Source organism: Magnetofaba australis IT-1 (genome assembly GCF_002109495.1).
Classification (GTDB): Bacteria; Pseudomonadota; Magnetococcia; order Magnetococcales; family Magnetococcaceae; genus Magnetofaba; species Magnetofaba australis.
This window is the reverse complement of record NZ_LVJN01000020.1, coordinates 781,038-798,433: the sequence shown is the minus strand read 5'-3', so window position 1 is coordinate 798,433 and position 17,396 is coordinate 781,038. Positions and strand designations below refer to the sequence as shown.

Sequence of the window (17,396 nt, the reverse complement as noted above, 5' to 3'; positions counted from 1 at the left end):
TCCGGCTGTCAAGCAGAAAATTTATCCGGAAACGGAACACGGAGAGAAAATCATGGCCACCCCCACAGGCGAGCGCGTCAAAGCCCTGCGCAAAGAGAAAGGGCTCACCCTGGAGCAACTGGCCACGGCGGCTGGCACCAGCAAGAGCCGCATATGGGAGTTGGAGAATCGCGACAATCAACGCCCCACCGCGCAGCGGTTGGCCAGCATCGCCGATGCGCTGGAGACCACGGTGGAGTTCCTCATGGGCATTGAGGAGCAGATGGATACCGAAGAGGTGGCGGACGTGGCGTTCTATCGTCAATACCGCAAGATGCCCGCGGAGACGCGGCGCAAGATTCGTGAGATGGTGAAGATCTGGGGCGACGAGCCGTGAGTCTGCCGAACACGCCTGAAGATTGGGCGCTGTTCGTCAATCTGGCGTTGGACCAGGCGTATGGCCGCGAACGTCACCCCATGAGCATCGCCGAGGCGGCGCAGGCGTTCTCCCACAGCCGTTTCCCCGCCGAGCCCATCGCCACGGTGCGCGGCGGGGATTTGGAAGGATTCGAGGGGGCGTTGATTCGCGATCCGTCGCGGCGCAAGGGGTGGGGCATCTTCTTTAACGCCGCCGAGCCCTCCAAGCGGCGTGCGCGCTTCACCATCGCCCATGAGTTTGGCCACTATCTGATGCACCGCTATTTTATTGCCGATGATCGCGATGGTTTCTACTGCCACACTGCGGAGGTTCCTGTGGACGCCACGCCCATGGAAAACCCCAAGCAGGAGCGTGAGGCGGATCGCTTTGCTGCGAATTTGCTGATGCCGCCGTATGACCTGGAGCGCCGCATCAGTCCGTTCGAGGCGACTGACTTGAATATGCTGTCGTGCTGCGCCGACCACTATGGCGTCTCCATGCTGGCGATTATTCAGCAGTGGCTGCGTCTGACCCGCTTGCGCGCGGTGTTGGTGGTGTCGCGTGATGATTTTGTGTTGTGGTCGGCGGCCAGTCGCAGCGCGCAGGGGCTGCGGCGCCGCGCGTTTGGTCCTCCAGATGGGGAACCGGTGGAGATTCCGGCGCAATCGTTGGCTGCGCAGCGGGAGTTGACCAGTTACCCCAAGGAGGGCGCGCCGATGGCGCCGGGAGTGTGGTTCCCGGATGAGGCGGCGTTGGAGATGGCGATATTCGCCGATCGCTATGATTTTATCGCCTCGCTGCTGCTGCTGGATTTTGAATAGCGGGTGCGTGAGCCAACCCGAGCTAGCGCTGTCTAGTGGGCCGCCGACTGGTCGGCGGACAATTTTTACTCCGCGCATGTCATACGCCTTTTCGCCTCACGCCGTTCTGTACAGACTCCCCCGCTTTCGCTATAGTAGCCGGGCTTTGCGCGCGCTGAACGCAAATCACTCACGTTGGCCCCCACGCCAACCGATCAAAAGCCCCAACGCGCGCCCACAAAGCCCTGCGACCGCCGCAAAGGACAGGAGCCCGCCATGGATCCCGCCGCCATCTCCATGGACTTCGACCCCAGAAACCTGGAACTGACCCTGCGCATCGCCATTCAGGTGGTGCTGCTGCTCATGTCCGGCCTCTTCTCCGGCTCCGAAACCGCGCTCTTCTCCCTCAGCCGCATGCATCTGCAAAAACTGCGGCAGTCGCGCCACCCCCGCTCCGACACCATCCATGAGATGCTCGACGAGCCGCGCAGATTGATCATCTCCATCCTCTGCGGCAATGAAATCATCAATATCGCCTCCGCCGCCAACATGGCGTCGATCCTGCTGCTCTTCTTCACCGAAGAGGAGGCCGGCTGGCTCAATATCGTGGTGATGGTGCCGCTGCTGCTGCTGGTGGGCGAAGTGACGCCGAAAACCTTCGCCGTCTCCTCGCCCGTCACCTTTTCCACCAAAGTCTCCGCCCGCCTGCTGCCGCGCTGGATGATCTTCATCACCCCGCTGCGCGAAGCGATCCGCTTTGTGGCCGACCGCCTCACCACCCTCATCGTCGGCGAAGCGGTGAAAGAGGAGAACATCCTCAAACGCGACGTGCTGCGCACCCTGGTGGATGAGTCCGCCGAATCCGGCGTCATCGAAGCTACCGAACGCATTCTTATCGATAATGTTCTGGAGGCGGCGGAGACCGAGATCTACGAGATCATGACCCCGCGCACCCGCCTGCGCACCCTCAACGCCGATGAACCGCTGCCGAAACTGATCAAGAAGTTCCGCAAGCACCGCCATCCGCGCATGCCGGTGGTGCGCGGCCACTCCGACAATATCCTCGGCATGCTCCACTCCGAGGACGTGCTGCGCCTGATCCGCACCGGCGCCAATCTCGAAGAGCTGCGCATCGAGGATCTGATCAAACCCGCCCACTTCGTGCCCACCACCAAAAAGGTGGACGAGATGTTCGACTACTTCCAGGCCCATCGCACCCGTGCGGCGATCATCCTGGGCGAGTTCGGCGGCGTGGCGGGCATCGTCACCATGAAGGATGTGCTCACCTTTATCTTTGGCGAATTGACCGGCGGCGGCGGCGACGCCTCACGCTATCGGCAAAAGGGGCGCAATGCGTTCAAAGTCCCTGGCGATATGCGTTTGAGCGAGTTCGACAATCTGACCAATTTCGGCATCGACGACCCCATCATGACCACCATCGGCGGAGTCGCCTTCCGCCACTTCGACCGCCTGCCCAAAGTGGGCGATTCGCTGGTCAACGAAGGCTATCGCTTTACCGTGCTGGAGATGGACGGGCTCCGCATCAAAACGCTGCAAGTGGCGCCTGCAGACAGCGACGATAGCGACGAAGAGGAGGAGAACGCCCCCATCGAAGCCTCGGTGCGTTCGGTGGAAGAGGCGCAAGAGGCCGCCATTGCCCAGCAACAAGCCGAAGAGGCTGCTGCGCTCCAGGAAGAGGTCGCCATCGCGCAAACCGCCGAACCAGAGCCGCTCCACATTGAGCCGCCCGTCGTGGAGACACAGACGCCAGTGGCGATGCAGGAGCCCACTGAAACGGTTGAAGCGGAACCTTCGCCCAACGCGGAGACGCCCGCCCAGGAGCAGGTCACAGAAGTGGGGGTCGTTGACCAAGCGCCTGCGGATGCTGCGCCCAGCACTACGCCGGAGAAATCCCCGCCCAGCACCAAGACGATAGAAAAGAGCGATAAAAGCGACGCCATCGCCAAGGTGTCCGACAACAAGCCCAAGAGCGCGGATAAGGGGCAGGACAAACAGGCCGGCGACGCTGCAGAGAAGCCTGCAAACAAAGATAACGACGCCAAAAACGAAGTGATCAGCGCACCCAAAAAGAGTGATAAAAAAACGGATTCCCCGAGCGACAAAGGCGCTGGAACCAAGAGCGGCGACAAAGGCGCTGGAACCAAGAGCGGCGACAAAGGCGCTGGGACCAAGAGCAGCAGCAAAGGCGGGCGCACCAAAAGCGGCGATGCCAAGCACAAGACCAAACACAAAAGCGTGGACAGCGTGACTTCGGACGGCTCCAACAAAGGCAAACAGAAGGAGGGTTGATCATGGACTGGTTCATCGAAATCTTCGTGATCTTCCTGTTCCTGGTCCTCAAGGGGTTCTTCTCGGGCTCCGAGATCGCCATGGTCAACTGCGATAAGATCAAAATGCGCCACTTGGCCAAGAAGGGCGATCGCGGGGCCAAGCTGGTGGTCAAGCTGTTCAACACCCCGGACCAGATCCTTGGCACCACCCTGGCGGGCACCAACATCGCCACTGTCACCGTCACCACCATCTCCACCCTGATGTTCATCGAGATCTTCGGCTCCATGGGCGACATCATCTCAGTGCTGGTGATGACGCCGATTCTACTGATTCTGGGCGAGATCGTGCCCAAGAGCGTCTATCAGCAGAAGGCCGACACCCTGGCGCCGCGCATCATCTTTGGTTTGCGCTTCTTCACCACCCTGTTCCATCCGCTGATCTTCGTGTTCAGCCGTGTGGCGCGCTTCGCCACCCGTCTGGCCGGCGGCAGCGGTCAGTCCGACGCCTTCATCACCCGCGATGAGTTCCGCATGCTGCTGGAGATGTCCGACTCCGCCTCCAATATGGATCGCGGCTTTGATCGCGACCGGATCCGCCGCATCGTGCGCTTTGCCGAAACCACCGTAGGCGAATCCATGGTGCCGGTGGCTGACGTGGTGGGCATCAGCGAAGACGCCTCCATGAGCGAGGCGATTCAGGTGATCTGGCGCAACGGCTTCAACCGTCTGCCGGTCTATCGCGGCAGTCTGGTCAATGTGGTGGGCGTGCTCACGCTCTCCTCGTGGGATCTGATGCAACCAGGCTTGGAGGACAAAAGCATCCGCGACACCATGCACCCGGCGCTGTTCATCTCGCCGACGCAGACGGTGGATCAAGTGCTGCCGCTGTTGCAGAAGCGCAGCCATGACCACTTTGCGGTGGTGGTGGACGAATTCGGCTCCACGGCGGGGATCCTGAGTATGGAGGATATCCTCGAAGAGGTGGTGGGCGAGATCGACGTGGGCTATGACTTTGATGAGTACCACCCGCGCCGCCGTTCGCTGCTGGAGAAGGTGGAAGAGGAGCACTACATCGCCAATGGCCGCGCGCCCATCTCCCTGATCAACGAGCAGCTGCATTTGAACCTGCCGGTGGGCGAGGCTCACACCCTGGCGGGACTGCTCATGAGCCGCTTGCGCGCCATTCCGCGCGAGGGCGATTCCATTGTCGCCGAAGATTTCCGCTTCACCGTCATCTCCGCTTCCGACCGCCACGCCAACCAAGTGCGCATCCAACGCGACAGCTGAATTCTATGCGCCCATTCAGGGCGCATATCCCCCCCATCACGCACAACATACCGTTTCAACAGTGATTTTTACCGTTTTGTCACACTTTTGAGGCCGCCAACCATTGTCGCTGAGGCAAACTCTGGTATCCTGTGGCGCGGTCGAACGCGCAATTCGCCGTGCGTTCGCGTCTTACACAGTGGAGTCCAACCATCATGACCAGAGCTTCCATGGAGTTGATCAGCGCACTCGTCGGCGCTGAGGTGGAAACGGAGACCAAGCCGGAAATCGTCCACTCTAACCGCCCTCCCCTGGTGGCGGTATCGCGCACCCTGGGAGCTGATGGCACGCGCATCTCCCAGATCCTGGCTGAAAAGCTCGGCGTTCCGTTCTACGACCAAGCTCTGATGGACGCCGTCATCGAAGAAGCCAGCCACGATGACCACCTGATGCGCCGTATTGACGAGCGCGCCACCGGCTTCATCAACGACCTGATCTACGGCATGCTCAACGATACCGCGCGCCCCAGCCCCAAAGACGCCTATTACAACGCGTTGATCAAAGTGCTGCTCAACATCAGCCGCGCTGGCGGCGTGGTGGTGGGCCGCGGTTCGCACATGCTGCTGCCGGTGGGTCGCACCTTCCGCGTGCGTTTTGAAGCCAGCATGGAGCACGCCAGCGCGCGCATCTCCGCAAGGGAGAACGTCTCCATCGAGGCGGCCAAGGCCATCGTCAATCGAGTCAACGCCGAGCGGGAGTCCTTCACCACCGCGCTGCCGCGTCGCTACCCCTCGCTGCGCAGCGCCTATGACATGACCATCAACACCGATCGTTTCACCAACCACGATGCGTTGGCGGAGCTGGTGATTCAGAGCATGACCATGGCAGGCTTCCCCACCCGCATGCCAGAGACCGTCGCCAGCGCCTCATAAACGCTGCTGCACTCGGTTATTTTTTGAATGCAATATCAACGCGCGCAAGGCTCTCCTTGCGCGCGTTTTGTATGGACGTCATACGCCAGAACATCGCATCATAGTACGCAGTTCACGCCCCCTTTCGCCCTGACCGAGGATGCTTTATGGACACGCCAAACATCAGCAAAAGCACACCGCTTTCCGCCGACCTAAGCGTGGAGCAGGCGTTTACCCAGATCGTGCGTCACAATTTCAAATATATCGTCGCCTGGGAGCCCATTGCCCACATCGGTGAAGATATCGAAGGCGTGCATCAGGTGCGTGTGGGATTCCGCCGCATGCGCAGCGCGCTATCTGTTTTTCGACCAGCGCTGCCACGCGAAGCCACGGCGGAGATGGCGGAGAAGATGCGGTGGGCGGCTTCGGAGTTGGGCTATGCGCGGGATATGGATGTGTTTCTGGACGAAGGGCTAGAGGAGATGGCGGGACGCATTCCGCCATTGGAGAGCGAGGAGGCGTTCGCATTGCTGTGTCGCCAGCGCCGTGACGAGGCGTACGAGCCGGTGCGCGCCCTGATTGAGAGTGACGACTACCGGCGCTTCAAACTCAGCATGGATGCGTGGCTGAAGGATCGAGGATGGCGCGCTGCGCTCTCAGACGAGGACAAGGCCGAGCTGGGCAAGCCGATTACGCCGCTGGCCGCCAAAGTGTTGGACAAACGCTGGAAAAAGGTGACCGCCACCGCCGACATCACGCAATTGGACGACGTCTCATTGCACGCCAAACGGATTGAATGCAAGAAGATGCGTTACGCCGCCGAGTTCTTCCTGCCACTGTTCGACGCCGAGAAGATGAGCGGATTTATCTCGGCGCTTAAAGGGTTACAAGACATTCTTGGGGTTCTGAATGACGTCGCGGTGCTGCCTGGGCTATTGGATCGCATATTGGACTCGCAGCGCGATCCACGATTGCTGCGCTATGCGGGCGCGACGTTGGGTTGGAGAGCCTCCGAGGCGCAGCATTTGCGGCGCGACCTCCCACAGCGCTGGGCAGCGTTGCAACAGGCCCCCACGCCATGGGCCAGCGCGCCGGACAAAGGGCGTAAGCGCAAGAAGTAGTCAATTTTCGCATCTGGCCCTGTTTGTGCTTTGAACAGCTGAACGGCGCGCGACCATGGGTCGCTGCGCGGACTCTGTTCTGGAGCAAGGACCATGGAATCTCTGCGTTACGACCAACAGGAGCTGCGTGAAGCGCAGCAGCGTTTTTTCCAATGCTACCCTGACATCGTCAGTGATCCGACGCTGTTGCGTCAGGCGGGCGCGCGGGTTTTGAGCGAATACCGCGACGATCCCCAGGCCAGCGCGTGGGAGGTGTGCACGCGGGCGGGGGATTTTGTGCGTGGGGATGTGATTGCGTTGGCGGTGGCCACGCCGTGGGCGAGATTGCGCGCCGAGGCGGAGCGACTGTGGGAGCTGTGGACGCTCTCCTGGAGTCCGTTGGACCCGCTGCAAGCATAAAGTGTGTGCAGGAAAGCCTGCGCGCCCACGTTATCTCTTGGCCGCCGACCAGTCGGCGGCGGGGTCTGGGGCCTGCGGCCCCAGCGGCCCGAGGCGAAGCCGTATCAACAAATCATTCGGGCGGCGCCCCAAGGTGTTGTCTGTGGCCGTTATTTTTCAGCCGTTTCCCCACTGAGCAGAGGCGGCTCCAGTACACTGTGCGCGAGAAGCGCAGAACCTCAATCCTGCTTGAAGGCTGTCGGGGAAGCGGCGGTGAGCAGGCGCGCAGCGCCGTCGTCCGCAGGACGGCGAATGCAGTAAAACTCTATGCACAGCGATTGGTAAGCGATAGCGCCATCCACCAGTAATGATAATAAGAATTTATACTGAACATACAACCTGTTTTCTTTGTTTTATTCCCATTATCACAAACCTATTTGCATTTTTCAGTTATAACCTATTGACTTTATTTTTTTTATGATAATATAAATAAAGAATCGAAGTATGGGGGTGTGGTGGAATTGGTATACACAGGGTCCTTGGTAAGCCGTTTTTGAAAGACGGCTTACCAAGGCCCCGTCTTAGGATATGAGGGTTCGAACCCCTCCACCCCCACCAAACCCGAATAAAAACTCCCCCCTCTTCAGTTTGCTCACCCTGCACATCAGCAACCAATAGAAATTTCTATTCTCCCCCTGCAACACCGCTGGAACATCCATCTGCTTTTCCAATAAGTTAAAATTCCCTACCCCAGAACGGGAACAAAGAATTGATATTTTGATCTATAGGCATAAGCGAATATTCTGCAACGCCACGGCGTTCAGAACATCCGCAAACACTGTTTCACCTTCCTCCAACGTGGGAGGATCGCCCGCGCGCAGCGCAGGCGTTTTGCATCAAAGGAGAGTCAATCATGCAACTGATTCCCGGTTTCCCCACCGACGGTGTGGTCACCATCAACCGGGTGATCATCAAACCGCAATACGATATCGACGACCTGCAGGAAAAAGTCGCCGAACTGTGCGAAAACGTGAAAACCTACCATAGCGACACCGGCTTCGTGGGCGGTTTCGTGGCCCTCAACAGCGGACAAATCTCCAATGAAGGCAGCCGCATCGGTCAGCCGGTGGAGAGTCCCAACAAAGGGCGCGAGGCGCTGATCATCACCTTCTGGGAGTCCTATGCGGAGCACGAGGCGTCGCATCGCAGCGACACCTTCCAACCCCTGTTCCAGAAGGTGTTGGATCTGTGCGAAAACGGTAATGAAGAGATCGCCTACGATATGTTGTGGTCCGGTCGCGCCTACAACGATGAAGAGGCCAAACAGGCCAAGGCGATGAAACAGCGGTATGAAGCGGCCTAACTCATCTGTGTTCTGAATCTCTGCCGGGGCCGCTCTTGCGGCCCCTTTTTTTTGGGTGGAAGCGTTTATTGGAGAGTATTGAAATTCAAGGCTTTCCCGCGCACATTTTCACTCTACGCTGGATGGCGGCTTCTATAGCCGCTTGAATCCAGAATGACACAAATCCAAAGCGCTCAATGTTTGCGTGACACTGGTTGGTCTTGCGCTGACTATGGGACAAATTTCCAATAGAAATTTGGCGGGATTCTTAAGGGTCTGAGACCCTTAAGCGGGTGTGGGCAGCGCCCACGGTTTGGATTTTGATGTTGGGAGCTCGAGGGCGGAGCCCTCGATATCTTTCAGCGCCCATATGTGCACTTTTGAATGCTAGCGACTATACTGCATTCGCCGTCCTGAGGACGACGGCGCTGCGCGCCTGCTCACAGCCGTTTCCCGTTTTGCCTCTGTGCGAATCTCTTGCTCCCAGCTTCTCTTGCGCCTTGTCCTTGCATCGCCGCCATCAGCCGGGAAACGGCTGAAGACCGTGGGGCTTTGCCCCACACCCCATAAGGGCTCCGCCCTTAACCCGGCAGGGCGCCGCCCTGCACCCGCATAAGGGGCGCAGCCCCTTAAGAATCCCGCCAAATTGCCTTTGGCAATTTGTCACCTTACTCACCTTGGGCTCAACCTCTTTCCCACACACACCTTTACTCCGCAGCTGGCTTCGGCAACCCCTTGAATGCCGCCAACGCCCGCTCTCGGCTCGCCTTCAAATCCACCATCGGCGGCGGATATCCCAACGGCTTCGGCCCCTCCCACGGATTGAACAGCCATCGCGTCGCCACCCCCGCCAACTCCGGAACCCAACGCCGCACATAATCCCCCGTCGCATCAAATCGCTGCCCCTGCGCCACCGGATTGAATACGCGGAAATACGGCGCCGCATCCACCCCACACCCCGCCACCCATTGCCAGCCGCCGCTATTGTTGGCCAAATCGAAATCCACCAAACACTCCTGAAACCAACGCGCCCCCGCACGCCAATCCAGCAGCAGATTTTTCACCAGGAAAGAGCCCACCACCATACGCGCCCGGTTGTGCATGTAGCCTGTCGCCCACAGCTCGCGCATCCCCGCATCAACCAGCGGAATTCCCGTCTCGCCCCGCCGCCAGCGCGCCAGCGCATCGGCGTCCTCGCGCCAGGGGAACTGTTCGAACTTGGGCTGCAACGCCCGCTGCGGCATCTGTGGATTGTGATACAGCAGATTGTGATGGAACTCGCGCCATGCCAATTGCCGCCGGAACGCCTCCCCCGCCCCAGTGGCATCGGCGCAATGCAGCGTCGCCCACCAAATCTGACGCGGCGAGAGCGCTCCATAACACAACGCAGCAGAGAGTTTGGAGGTGGCCGATTGCGCCAGTTGATCTCGCCCATCCGGATAACCACGCAGATTCTGATCGAGAAAATCAGCCAGTTGCTCCTGCGCCGCCGCCTCCCCCCAACGCCAATGGGAGGCCATTTTCCGATCCCAGCGGATCGCAGGCAGGAGGTTCAACGCAGCAAGAGGAAGAGAGTCAGCGGATAGGGGTGTAGATTGGAGCCGCTCCGGAGTCGGCAACGGCGCGACTGGGGCATGGGCGCGCTGCGCCGCGGTGCGGTAGAAGGCGGTAAATACGCGATACGGATCGCCATCGGGTTTGAGCAGACGCCACGGCTCCCACATCAGCGAACCATTGAAGCTGCGCGCCTCTACGCCACTGGCGCGCAAACGCTCCTTAAGCGCCGCATCCCGCGCCATGCGCCACGGCTCATAGCAGCGATTCCAATAGACGCCAACAGCGCCCATCTTCTCGACCAATTGCGGTAGCAGAACCAGCGGATCGCCGCGCAGCAGCATCAAACGCCCGTCCAAATCCGCGTTCAGCGCATCCAGGGCATGATGCAGCCCCCAACGGCTGGCCGCCCCCGGCGCCGCAGCGCCCGAGTTCACCTCATCGAGAATGTAGAGCGGCAGAATCGCGCCGCGCCGCGCCGCCTCAAACAGCGCCGGGTTGTCCGTCAGCCGCAAATCCTGCCGCAACCAGACAATGCGCAGCGTATCGCCAGCCATGGATCACCCCTCAGCAGAGGGTGCAGACGGCGCTTCAATAGCGTGCAGCTTCTCCAACGCCTGACGGAATCGATAGCGTTTCAGGTCCGCCAACGCCTCGCTCACCGGCTCATGCAGAGCATCCGGCAGCGCCATCTTCTCCAACTCCACCGCCGCCGCTTTGCTCTTCTTCGGATTACGGCTATCCAGCGCGGTCTTGAGCGCTTCCAAACGCTTACCGAATGCAACGGCGTCGAACACCTCCGCAGGCTCTGCCTCTTCAGATTCCCCTTGTTCGGCGCGCTCTGTTGCCAGGAATTCCCGGATGGAAGCCACCAACGGCGTCATCTCGCCTTGGGCTTGAGCAATTGTCCCCTCCAGCGCCTCCAGTGGATCGCCCTGGGCAATGCGCGCCTCCAACTGCGCGCACAACTCAAACAGGCGCCCATGGGAGATACCGCCGCAGATACCCTTGAGAGTGTGCGCCAGGCGCTCGGCCGCCACCCGCTCGCCATCGCGCAGGCGCTGGGTCAAATCGCTCAGATCCTGCGCATGATCATCGGCAAAGCGCGATAACACCGTGCGGTAGAGCCGCCCCTTGCCGCCCATGCCCGACAGCCCTTTGGCGATATCCACGCCATCGAACCCGGCGTCCAAGAGCGGATCGCGCGGGGCCTCACCCTGCGTCGTTGGCGCAGGCTTATTCGCTGTATCCGGCTCCAATTTCAGCGCGCGCGCAATGGCGGCATACAGGCGGCTCGGGTCGATGGGCTTGGAGACATGATCGTTCATGCCCACCTCCATGGAGCGTTCACGATCCCCCACCATGACGTTGGCGGTCATGGCCAGAATAGGCAGCTGCGCATACGCCGAATTGGCGCGAATGCGCCGCGTGGCCTCATAACCATCCATCACCGGCATCTGCACATCCATCAACACCACGTCAAATTCATGCGCCGCCACCGCGTCAACGCCCTCTTGGCCGTTATTGGCCAGCGTCACCACACACCCCACATCCTCCAACAACTCCTGGGCGATCTGCTGATTGACGGCGTTGTCCTCCACCAGCAATATGCGCTGCCCGCGCAGCGCCGAGCCGCTCGCATCCACCGGAGTCAGCGCGCCAGCGCCCCACTCGGGCGTCTGAGGAGCCCGTCGACCAAACGCATCCAGCGCCGCATCCAGCAGCGTCGAGGCGGTCACCGGCTTGGCCAGCATGGCGTCCACCTTCACCCCTTCCAGCGCGCTGCGCAGCTCGCTCAAATCCTCTGCGCTGACCATGATCACCGCGGGAGATTCGCGCAGAGTCATTGAGGCAATACGGCGCGCCACTTCCGCGCCATCCATCACCGGCATTTTCCAATCCACCAGCACCGCGCGGAACGGTTGCCCCGCCGCATCGCGCTGGGCGATCAACTTCAGCGCCGCATCGCCGCTCTCCACTTCGCTCACGCGGAACGACAGACTATCGGCAATGGCGTGCAGAATCTCCCGCGCAGTGGCGCTATCATCCACCACTAGCAGCTCCAACCCCGCCTCAATGCTGCGCCGCAGTCGGCGCGCCGGCGACTCCTGCTGCTCCAACAGACCAAACACCATGGTGAAGTGGAACGTGCTGCCCTCGCCCTCGACGCTCTCCACCCAGATATCGCCGCCCAGCATTTCGCACAACTGCTTGCTGATGGCCAGCCCCAAACCAGTGCCGCCGTAGTTGCGGGTGATGGAGGAGTCCGCTTGACTGAACGACTGGAACAGGCGCGCCATCTGCTCGGCGCTCATGCCGATGCCCGAATCGCGCACATCGAACTGCGCCACCAAGCGCTCGCTGTTCAGATCCACCGGGCGCAGACTCAGCACCACCTCCCCCTGCTGGGTGAATTTGATCGCATTGTTGATCAGATTCAGCAGCACCTGATTCAAACGCAGCGGATCGCCCACCATGGTCTCCGGCAACTCCGAGTCGCAGTCGATGAGGAACTCCAGCCCCTTCTCACGCGCTTTCAAGGTCACCAGCGCCGACAGATTCTCCAGCAGCTCATCCAGGCGGAACGGGATCATCTCGATATCCAGCTTGCCCGCCTCAATTTTGGAGAAGTCGAGGATATCGTTGATGATCTGCAACAGATGGTTGGCCGCGCCGTGGATTTTGTCCACATAGTCGCGCTGTTTGGCGGTCAACTCGGTTTTCTGCGCCAGGTGGCTCATGCCGATGATGGCGTTCATGGGGGTGCGGATCTCATGGCTCATATTGGCCAGAAATTCACTCTTGGCCTGGGTCGCCCACTCCGCCTCCTGCTTGGCCTTGAGCAACTCCTGCTCCTGCTCCTTGCGCCGCGTGATGTCGGAGAAGACCGCCACCGAACCGACGATCTTGCCGCGCTCGCGCAGCGGCGTGGAGACCACCGAAACCGGGAACAGACGTCCGGCGCGGTCTGTAAAGCTCTCATCTTCCGAGCGGAACGTGCGCCCTTGCAGAATGCTCTGCCGAATGGCGCAGGCTTCATAACTCAGCGGCTCTCCCACAGAGTCCTGATAGTGCGCCGCCTCATGCAGATTGCGCCCCTTCATCTCCAAAAAGCGCCAGCCCAACAGCCGCTCGGCGGTGGGGTTGAGGAAGGTGCAATCGCCCTCGGCGTCCAGCGCGTAGACCCCCTCGCCCATACTGCTGGTGATGGTGGCCAAAAAGTGGCTCTGCGAAGTCAGTTTATTCTCCGCCTCTTTGCGCCGTGTGATATCGGTGCGGATGGAGACGTATTGGAACGGTTTGCCATCGGCGCCCACAAACGGCACGATGGTGGAGGAGACCCAATAGTGACGCCCGCTTTTGCTGCGGTTCATGATCTCCCCATGCCACACCCGCCCGCTGCTGATGGTGGTCCACATGGCGGTGAAGAACTCGTCTGAATGGCGCTCCGATTTCACCACCCGATGGTTGCGGCCCAGCAGCTCCTCCAACGTGTATTCACTCACCTGGAGGAACTTCTCGTTGGCGTAGGTGATATTGCCATTGGCGTCGGCGATGCTGACGATGGCGTGTTCGTCCAGCGCGCGCTTTTGAAAATCGAGTTGCTGCATCGTCTCGCGATGCGCCTCGCGCGCAGCGCGCAGGCGCAGAGTGACCATCGCCACCAACATCAGCATCACCACCGCCGCCATCCAGGTGGCGCGATTGTAGATCTCCGCCGCTTGGCGCAACGCCTGGTAGCGCTTGCGGAACTGCGCCATGCAACCGTCCAGGGCATAGCCCATGGCGCCGTCAGTCAACTGCCGGAACAGCTTATCCACCGTTTGACCATGGGTCAGCAGCAATGTCACGTGTCGCCGCACCGGCTCCAGCGCCTTCACCGACGCCGGGCCGCCAGCATCGGCTTCCCGCTGTAGACGCACCAGCAGTTCACCGGCATCCAACCGGTTGGCCCCGATGGTGGTGGCGTCGTAGATCAGCAACTCCGCCATTAATTCGCGCAGCAGCGACTCCATCAGATCGTCATCGCCGCGATTGGCGAAATAATCCAGCGCTTCATCTACGATATCGGGGAAGTGCGCCCGTGAGTTGGCCACGATGGCGTTATGGGTTTTGAACGCCTCAACGCGCTGCAGTTGCCCCTGCAGGAGGGTGTCATACACCGTCCAAGCGCGGGTAAAACCCTCGCCCCAAGCGTCTTTATAGAGATCGGCGTAACGGCGACTGAAGCGCTCAAGATCAGCGCTGGCATCGGTCAACAGGTCGTAGTGCGCAGCCATGTGAAAGCGCGTTTTCAGCAGCGCTTCGTTCAACCGTCCGACCCGTTCCACCAACTGACTATGTCGACTGATAAAGCGGGCGTGTTCGGCATCGCTGACGCTGCGCGCATTGAGAAAAAACAGAATCAGCAGCACGAAAAGCAGCGCTATCATCGCCAAACCGCTGCGGAACCAGACGCGCGAAACTTGAGCGCTTTTGCCCGAGCCACCGCGCAACACGGAGCCGCCGCTCATGGCGTAGTCGCCTTCAACTCGGGATGTTTGCCGGTCAACGTATGCAGGAACGCCACAATGGCGTCGACGTTGTTGCGGGGAATCTCCACCCCCAGCTGATGCCGCCCCATCAGACGCACCATCTGTTCGAGGGTGTTGACGGCGCCATCGTGCAGATAGGGCGCAGTCAACGCCACATTGCGCAGGGAGGGCACTTTGAATAGATGCTTGTCCTGTTCGCGCGCAGTGACGTTATAGCGGCCAAAATCCTCGTGCTCCACGACGTGAGCCACGGCGAAAAAGGGCTCGGCCACGCCCAGCTTTTGATACAGATTGCCGCCCACCAAACGTCCCTGATGGCATGCGGCGCAACCATAGCGCTTGAACAGTCGATACCCTTCGCGCGCTTGATCGCTGATCGCATCTTGATCGCCTTGAAGATAGCGGTCAAAGGGGCTGTCGAGCGTGATCAGGGAGCGTTCAAAATCGGCGATGGCGCGACGCACGCGATCGGCGGTGGCGGGACCGCCAAACGCCTCTTCAAAACGGCGCTTCATCTGTGGGTCGCCATTGAGCTTGGCCACCACATTGGGCCAGGAGGAGCCCATCTCCACAGCGCGGGTGATCGGACCATTGATCTGCTCTTCCAGAGTCGCGGCGCGGCCATCCCAAAACTGACGAAAGTTCAGACTACTGTTGAAGACGGTGGGGGCGTTCATTTTGCCTTTGCGCCCATCTATGCCGCTGGAGACCGCCTGACCATCCACGCCGCCATTGGCCAGATCGTGACAGTGGGCGCAGGAGATGGAGTCATCCGCCGACAGACGCGGATCATGAAACAGCGCGCGCCCCAACGCGACGATATCCTCCTGCAGCCCGTGCGGCGGCTTGAGCGGTTGCAGCGGCTCCGCAGACAGATCCAACGCGTGTGCGGGCGCGCTGACGAGAGCCATCGCACTCACCATCCCCACGACGCCTATCCGCCCCCAACGTCGAAACCACGCAAATCGTTGGGCGATCACACACCTCACGATTCTACTCTCCCTGCCCGCCATCGGGGCGTCGTCAAAGCGATCTCCCGCAAATTCTCAGAAGAGAGTATCATGCGGGAATTGAGTGAAAAAAACAAACGCCACAGGCGCAAACGCAGGATCGTGACCACACCCGCACACCGCTGAATAGAAACCGGATGATCGACACCCACTGCCACTGGAACGCGAAGGAATTCGACGTTGATCGCGCCGCCGCCCTCGCCCGTGCGCGCGCCGCCCATGTGCGTCAGTGGCTGCTGCCGGGCACGCGGTTACAGGATATCCCCTCTCAGCGCGCTCTGCTGACCGAGCCTGGCATGCATCTGACGCTGGGTCTGCACCCCATGATGTGCGATGACCACCCCGCCGACGCCATTGAACAACTGGCTCAGGCTATCGAACGGGATAAGCCCTGCGCCATTGGCGAGATTGGACTGGATCTGCTGGCTGCGCCGGAGAGTTTCCCACGCCAACAGGCGCTGTTTGCGGCGCAATTGGCGCTGGCGCGACGCTATGATCTGCCGGTGATGCTGCATGTGCGCAAAGCCCATGGGCAGACGTTGGAGATGTTGCGCGCCGACCCGCCTCCGCGCGGCGGGGTGGTGCACGCCTTTGGCGGCAGCCTGGAGACGGCCCGAGAGTATCGTGCGTTGGGATTCTGTTTCGGCCTGGGCGGCATGGTCACACGGCCCCAGGCGCGAAAGATTCGCGCCATGGCCGCCGCTCTGCCGTTGGCGTGGATCGTGCTGGAGACCGATGCGCCGGACCTGCCCCCCCATGGCCGCAATGGGGAGCGCAACGAACCGGCCTATCTGCCGCAGATCGCCGCCGCCATCGCACAACTGCGCGGGTGCGATGCGGCGGCGTTGATCGACGCCGCCGACGCCAACGCCCGCACCCTGTTTGACCTGCCTGGAGAGCCTGCATGAAGCCGGAATATCGACAACGCACCGAGATCCTCATCGGCCCCGACGGGGTGGCCAAGCTGGAGGCGGCGCATGTGCTGTTGTGCGGATTGGGCGGCGTGGGCGGGTTCGCCGCTGAGGCGTTGGCGCGGGCCGGGGTGGGACGCCTGACCCTGATCGACTTCGACGTGGTGAGCGAATCCAACATCAATCGGCAGATTCACGCCAACAGCCAGACCATCGGCCAGAAGAAGGCGGATTTGATTCTTGAGCGGCTGCGCGCCATCAATCCCGAGGCGCGCATCGACGCCCGCGAACTGTTCCTGGATGGCGAGACCATCCCGCCGCTGCTGGATGAGCTGCAACCGGACTATGTGGCCGACGCCATCGACGCCCTGAGCAGCAAGATTCATCTGCTGTTTGAAGCGCGGGCGCGGGATCTGCCCACCATCACCAGCCTGGGCGCGGGGGGGCGCTTCGACCCCACCGCCGTGCGCGTGGATGATCTGATGCAGACCCACACCTGCCCCTTGGCGCGGGTGACGCGCAATCGCGCCAAGCGGCGCGGATTGGGCCCAGGCATTCTGGCGGTGTGGAGCGACGAGCAGCCGTTGCCGCCGCTGCCGCCGGAGGCCACGACGCGCGGGCGACCGCGCTCGGTCAACGGCACCATGAGCTATCTGCCCGCCCTGTTCGGCCTGACCATGGGGGGGACGATTATTCGTCAACTCATACAAAAATAATGTTCTGTCGCCATGCAATACTAAAACTTGCACAGAGTGATCAATCTTTGCGTGATTGAGATTGAGCTTGCGCTGACTATTGGCCGCCGACTGGTCGGCGGCGGGGTGATTCGGGCCATCCATGGCCCTCACCCTTCGGGCTCGCTGCGCGAGTCCGATTCGGC

General features: G+C 60.9%; 13 protein-coding genes and 1 tRNA gene. 11 read left to right on the top strand and 3 right to left on the bottom strand.

Annotated features, from left to right (window positions below):
- The first annotated feature begins 52 nt into the window (after positions 1–52).
- The 9 genes from MAIT1_RS15715 to MAIT1_RS15680 all read left to right on the top strand — a co-directional run bounded on the left by MAIT1_RS15715 (position 53) and on the right by MAIT1_RS15680 (position 8,527).
- Positions 53–376 (top strand): helix-turn-helix domain-containing protein, encoded by a 324-nt coding sequence (locus tag MAIT1_RS15715; RefSeq protein ID WP_085446106.1) that lies wholly within the window; start codon positions 53–55, stop codon positions 374–376.
- Positions 373–1,218, top strand: a complete 846-nt coding sequence (locus MAIT1_RS15710) for an ImmA/IrrE family metallo-endopeptidase (protein WP_085444499.1) — start codon at positions 373–375, stop codon at positions 1,216–1,218. Before MAIT1_RS15715 ends, MAIT1_RS15710 begins: the two co-directional genes overlap by 4 nt.
- A 255-nt stretch (positions 1,219–1,473) precedes the next feature.
- Positions 1,474–3,507, top strand: a complete 2,034-nt coding sequence (locus tag MAIT1_RS15705) for a CNNM domain-containing protein (protein ID WP_085444498.1) — start codon at positions 1,474–1,476, stop codon at positions 3,505–3,507.
- 2 nt (positions 3,508–3,509) lie between these two features.
- Positions 3,510–4,775: a hemolysin family protein gene (locus tag MAIT1_RS15700; RefSeq protein ID WP_085444497.1), complete on the top strand. Its 1,266-nt coding sequence runs from the start codon at positions 3,510–3,512 to the stop codon at positions 4,773–4,775.
- Positions 4,776–4,969: 194 nt separating this feature from the next.
- Positions 4,970–5,686, top strand: a complete 717-nt coding sequence (locus MAIT1_RS15695) for a cytidylate kinase-like family protein (protein WP_085444496.1) — start codon at positions 4,970–4,972, stop codon at positions 5,684–5,686.
- A 146-nt stretch (positions 5,687–5,832) separates the two neighbouring features.
- Complete coding sequence (locus tag MAIT1_RS15690; protein WP_085444495.1) at positions 5,833–6,786, top strand: CHAD domain-containing protein; 954 nt, start codon at positions 5,833–5,835, stop codon at positions 6,784–6,786.
- Positions 6,787–6,879: 93 nt separating this feature from the next.
- Positions 6,880–7,185, top strand: coding sequence for a hypothetical protein (locus MAIT1_RS15685; RefSeq protein ID WP_085444494.1), 306 nt, complete (start codon positions 6,880–6,882; stop codon positions 7,183–7,185).
- Between the two features lie 485 nt (positions 7,186–7,670).
- A tRNA-OTHER gene (locus tag MAIT1_RS21890) sits at positions 7,671–7,782 on the top strand.
- 292 nt (positions 7,783–8,074) lie between these two features.
- Complete coding sequence (locus MAIT1_RS15680) at positions 8,075–8,527, top strand: ligand-binding protein SH3 (protein WP_085444493.1); 453 nt, start codon at positions 8,075–8,077, stop codon at positions 8,525–8,527.
- A 686-nt stretch (positions 8,528–9,213) separates the two neighbouring features.
- Here the strand turns inward: MAIT1_RS15680 and MAIT1_RS15675 are convergent.
- The 3 genes from MAIT1_RS15675 to MAIT1_RS15665 are packed head-to-tail and all read right to left on the bottom strand — an operon-like array spanning position 9,214 to position 15,506.
- Positions 9,214–10,617 (bottom strand): cryptochrome/photolyase family protein, encoded by a 1,404-nt coding sequence (locus MAIT1_RS15675; RefSeq protein ID WP_085444492.1) that lies wholly within the window; start codon positions 10,615–10,617, stop codon positions 9,214–9,216.
- A 3-nt stretch (positions 10,618–10,620) separates the two neighbouring features.
- Positions 10,621–14,574: a response regulator gene (locus MAIT1_RS15670; protein ID WP_085444491.1), complete on the bottom strand. Its 3,954-nt coding sequence runs from the start codon at positions 14,572–14,574 to the stop codon at positions 10,621–10,623.
- Entirely contained in the window at positions 14,571–15,506 is a 936-nt protein-coding gene (locus MAIT1_RS15665; protein WP_241893490.1) for a cytochrome-c peroxidase, read from the bottom strand. The genes MAIT1_RS15670 and MAIT1_RS15665 overlap by 4 nt, the downstream gene beginning before the upstream one ends.
- A 236-nt stretch (positions 15,507–15,742) precedes the next feature.
- Here MAIT1_RS15665 and MAIT1_RS15660 point away from each other — a divergent pair, with 236 nt between their 5' ends.
- Together MAIT1_RS15660 and MAIT1_RS15655 are read left to right on the top strand one after the other, a co-directional pair.
- Positions 15,743–16,513 carry a TatD family hydrolase gene (locus MAIT1_RS15660; protein WP_085444489.1) on the top strand — a complete coding sequence of 257 codons (771 nt, stop codon included), beginning with the start codon at positions 15,743–15,745 and terminating at the stop codon, positions 16,511–16,513.
- Positions 16,510–17,232, top strand: coding sequence for a tRNA threonylcarbamoyladenosine dehydratase (locus tag MAIT1_RS15655; protein WP_085444488.1), 723 nt, complete (start codon positions 16,510–16,512; stop codon positions 17,230–17,232). Before MAIT1_RS15660 ends, MAIT1_RS15655 begins: the two co-directional genes overlap by 4 nt.
- Positions 17,233–17,396 lie beyond the last annotated feature (164 nt).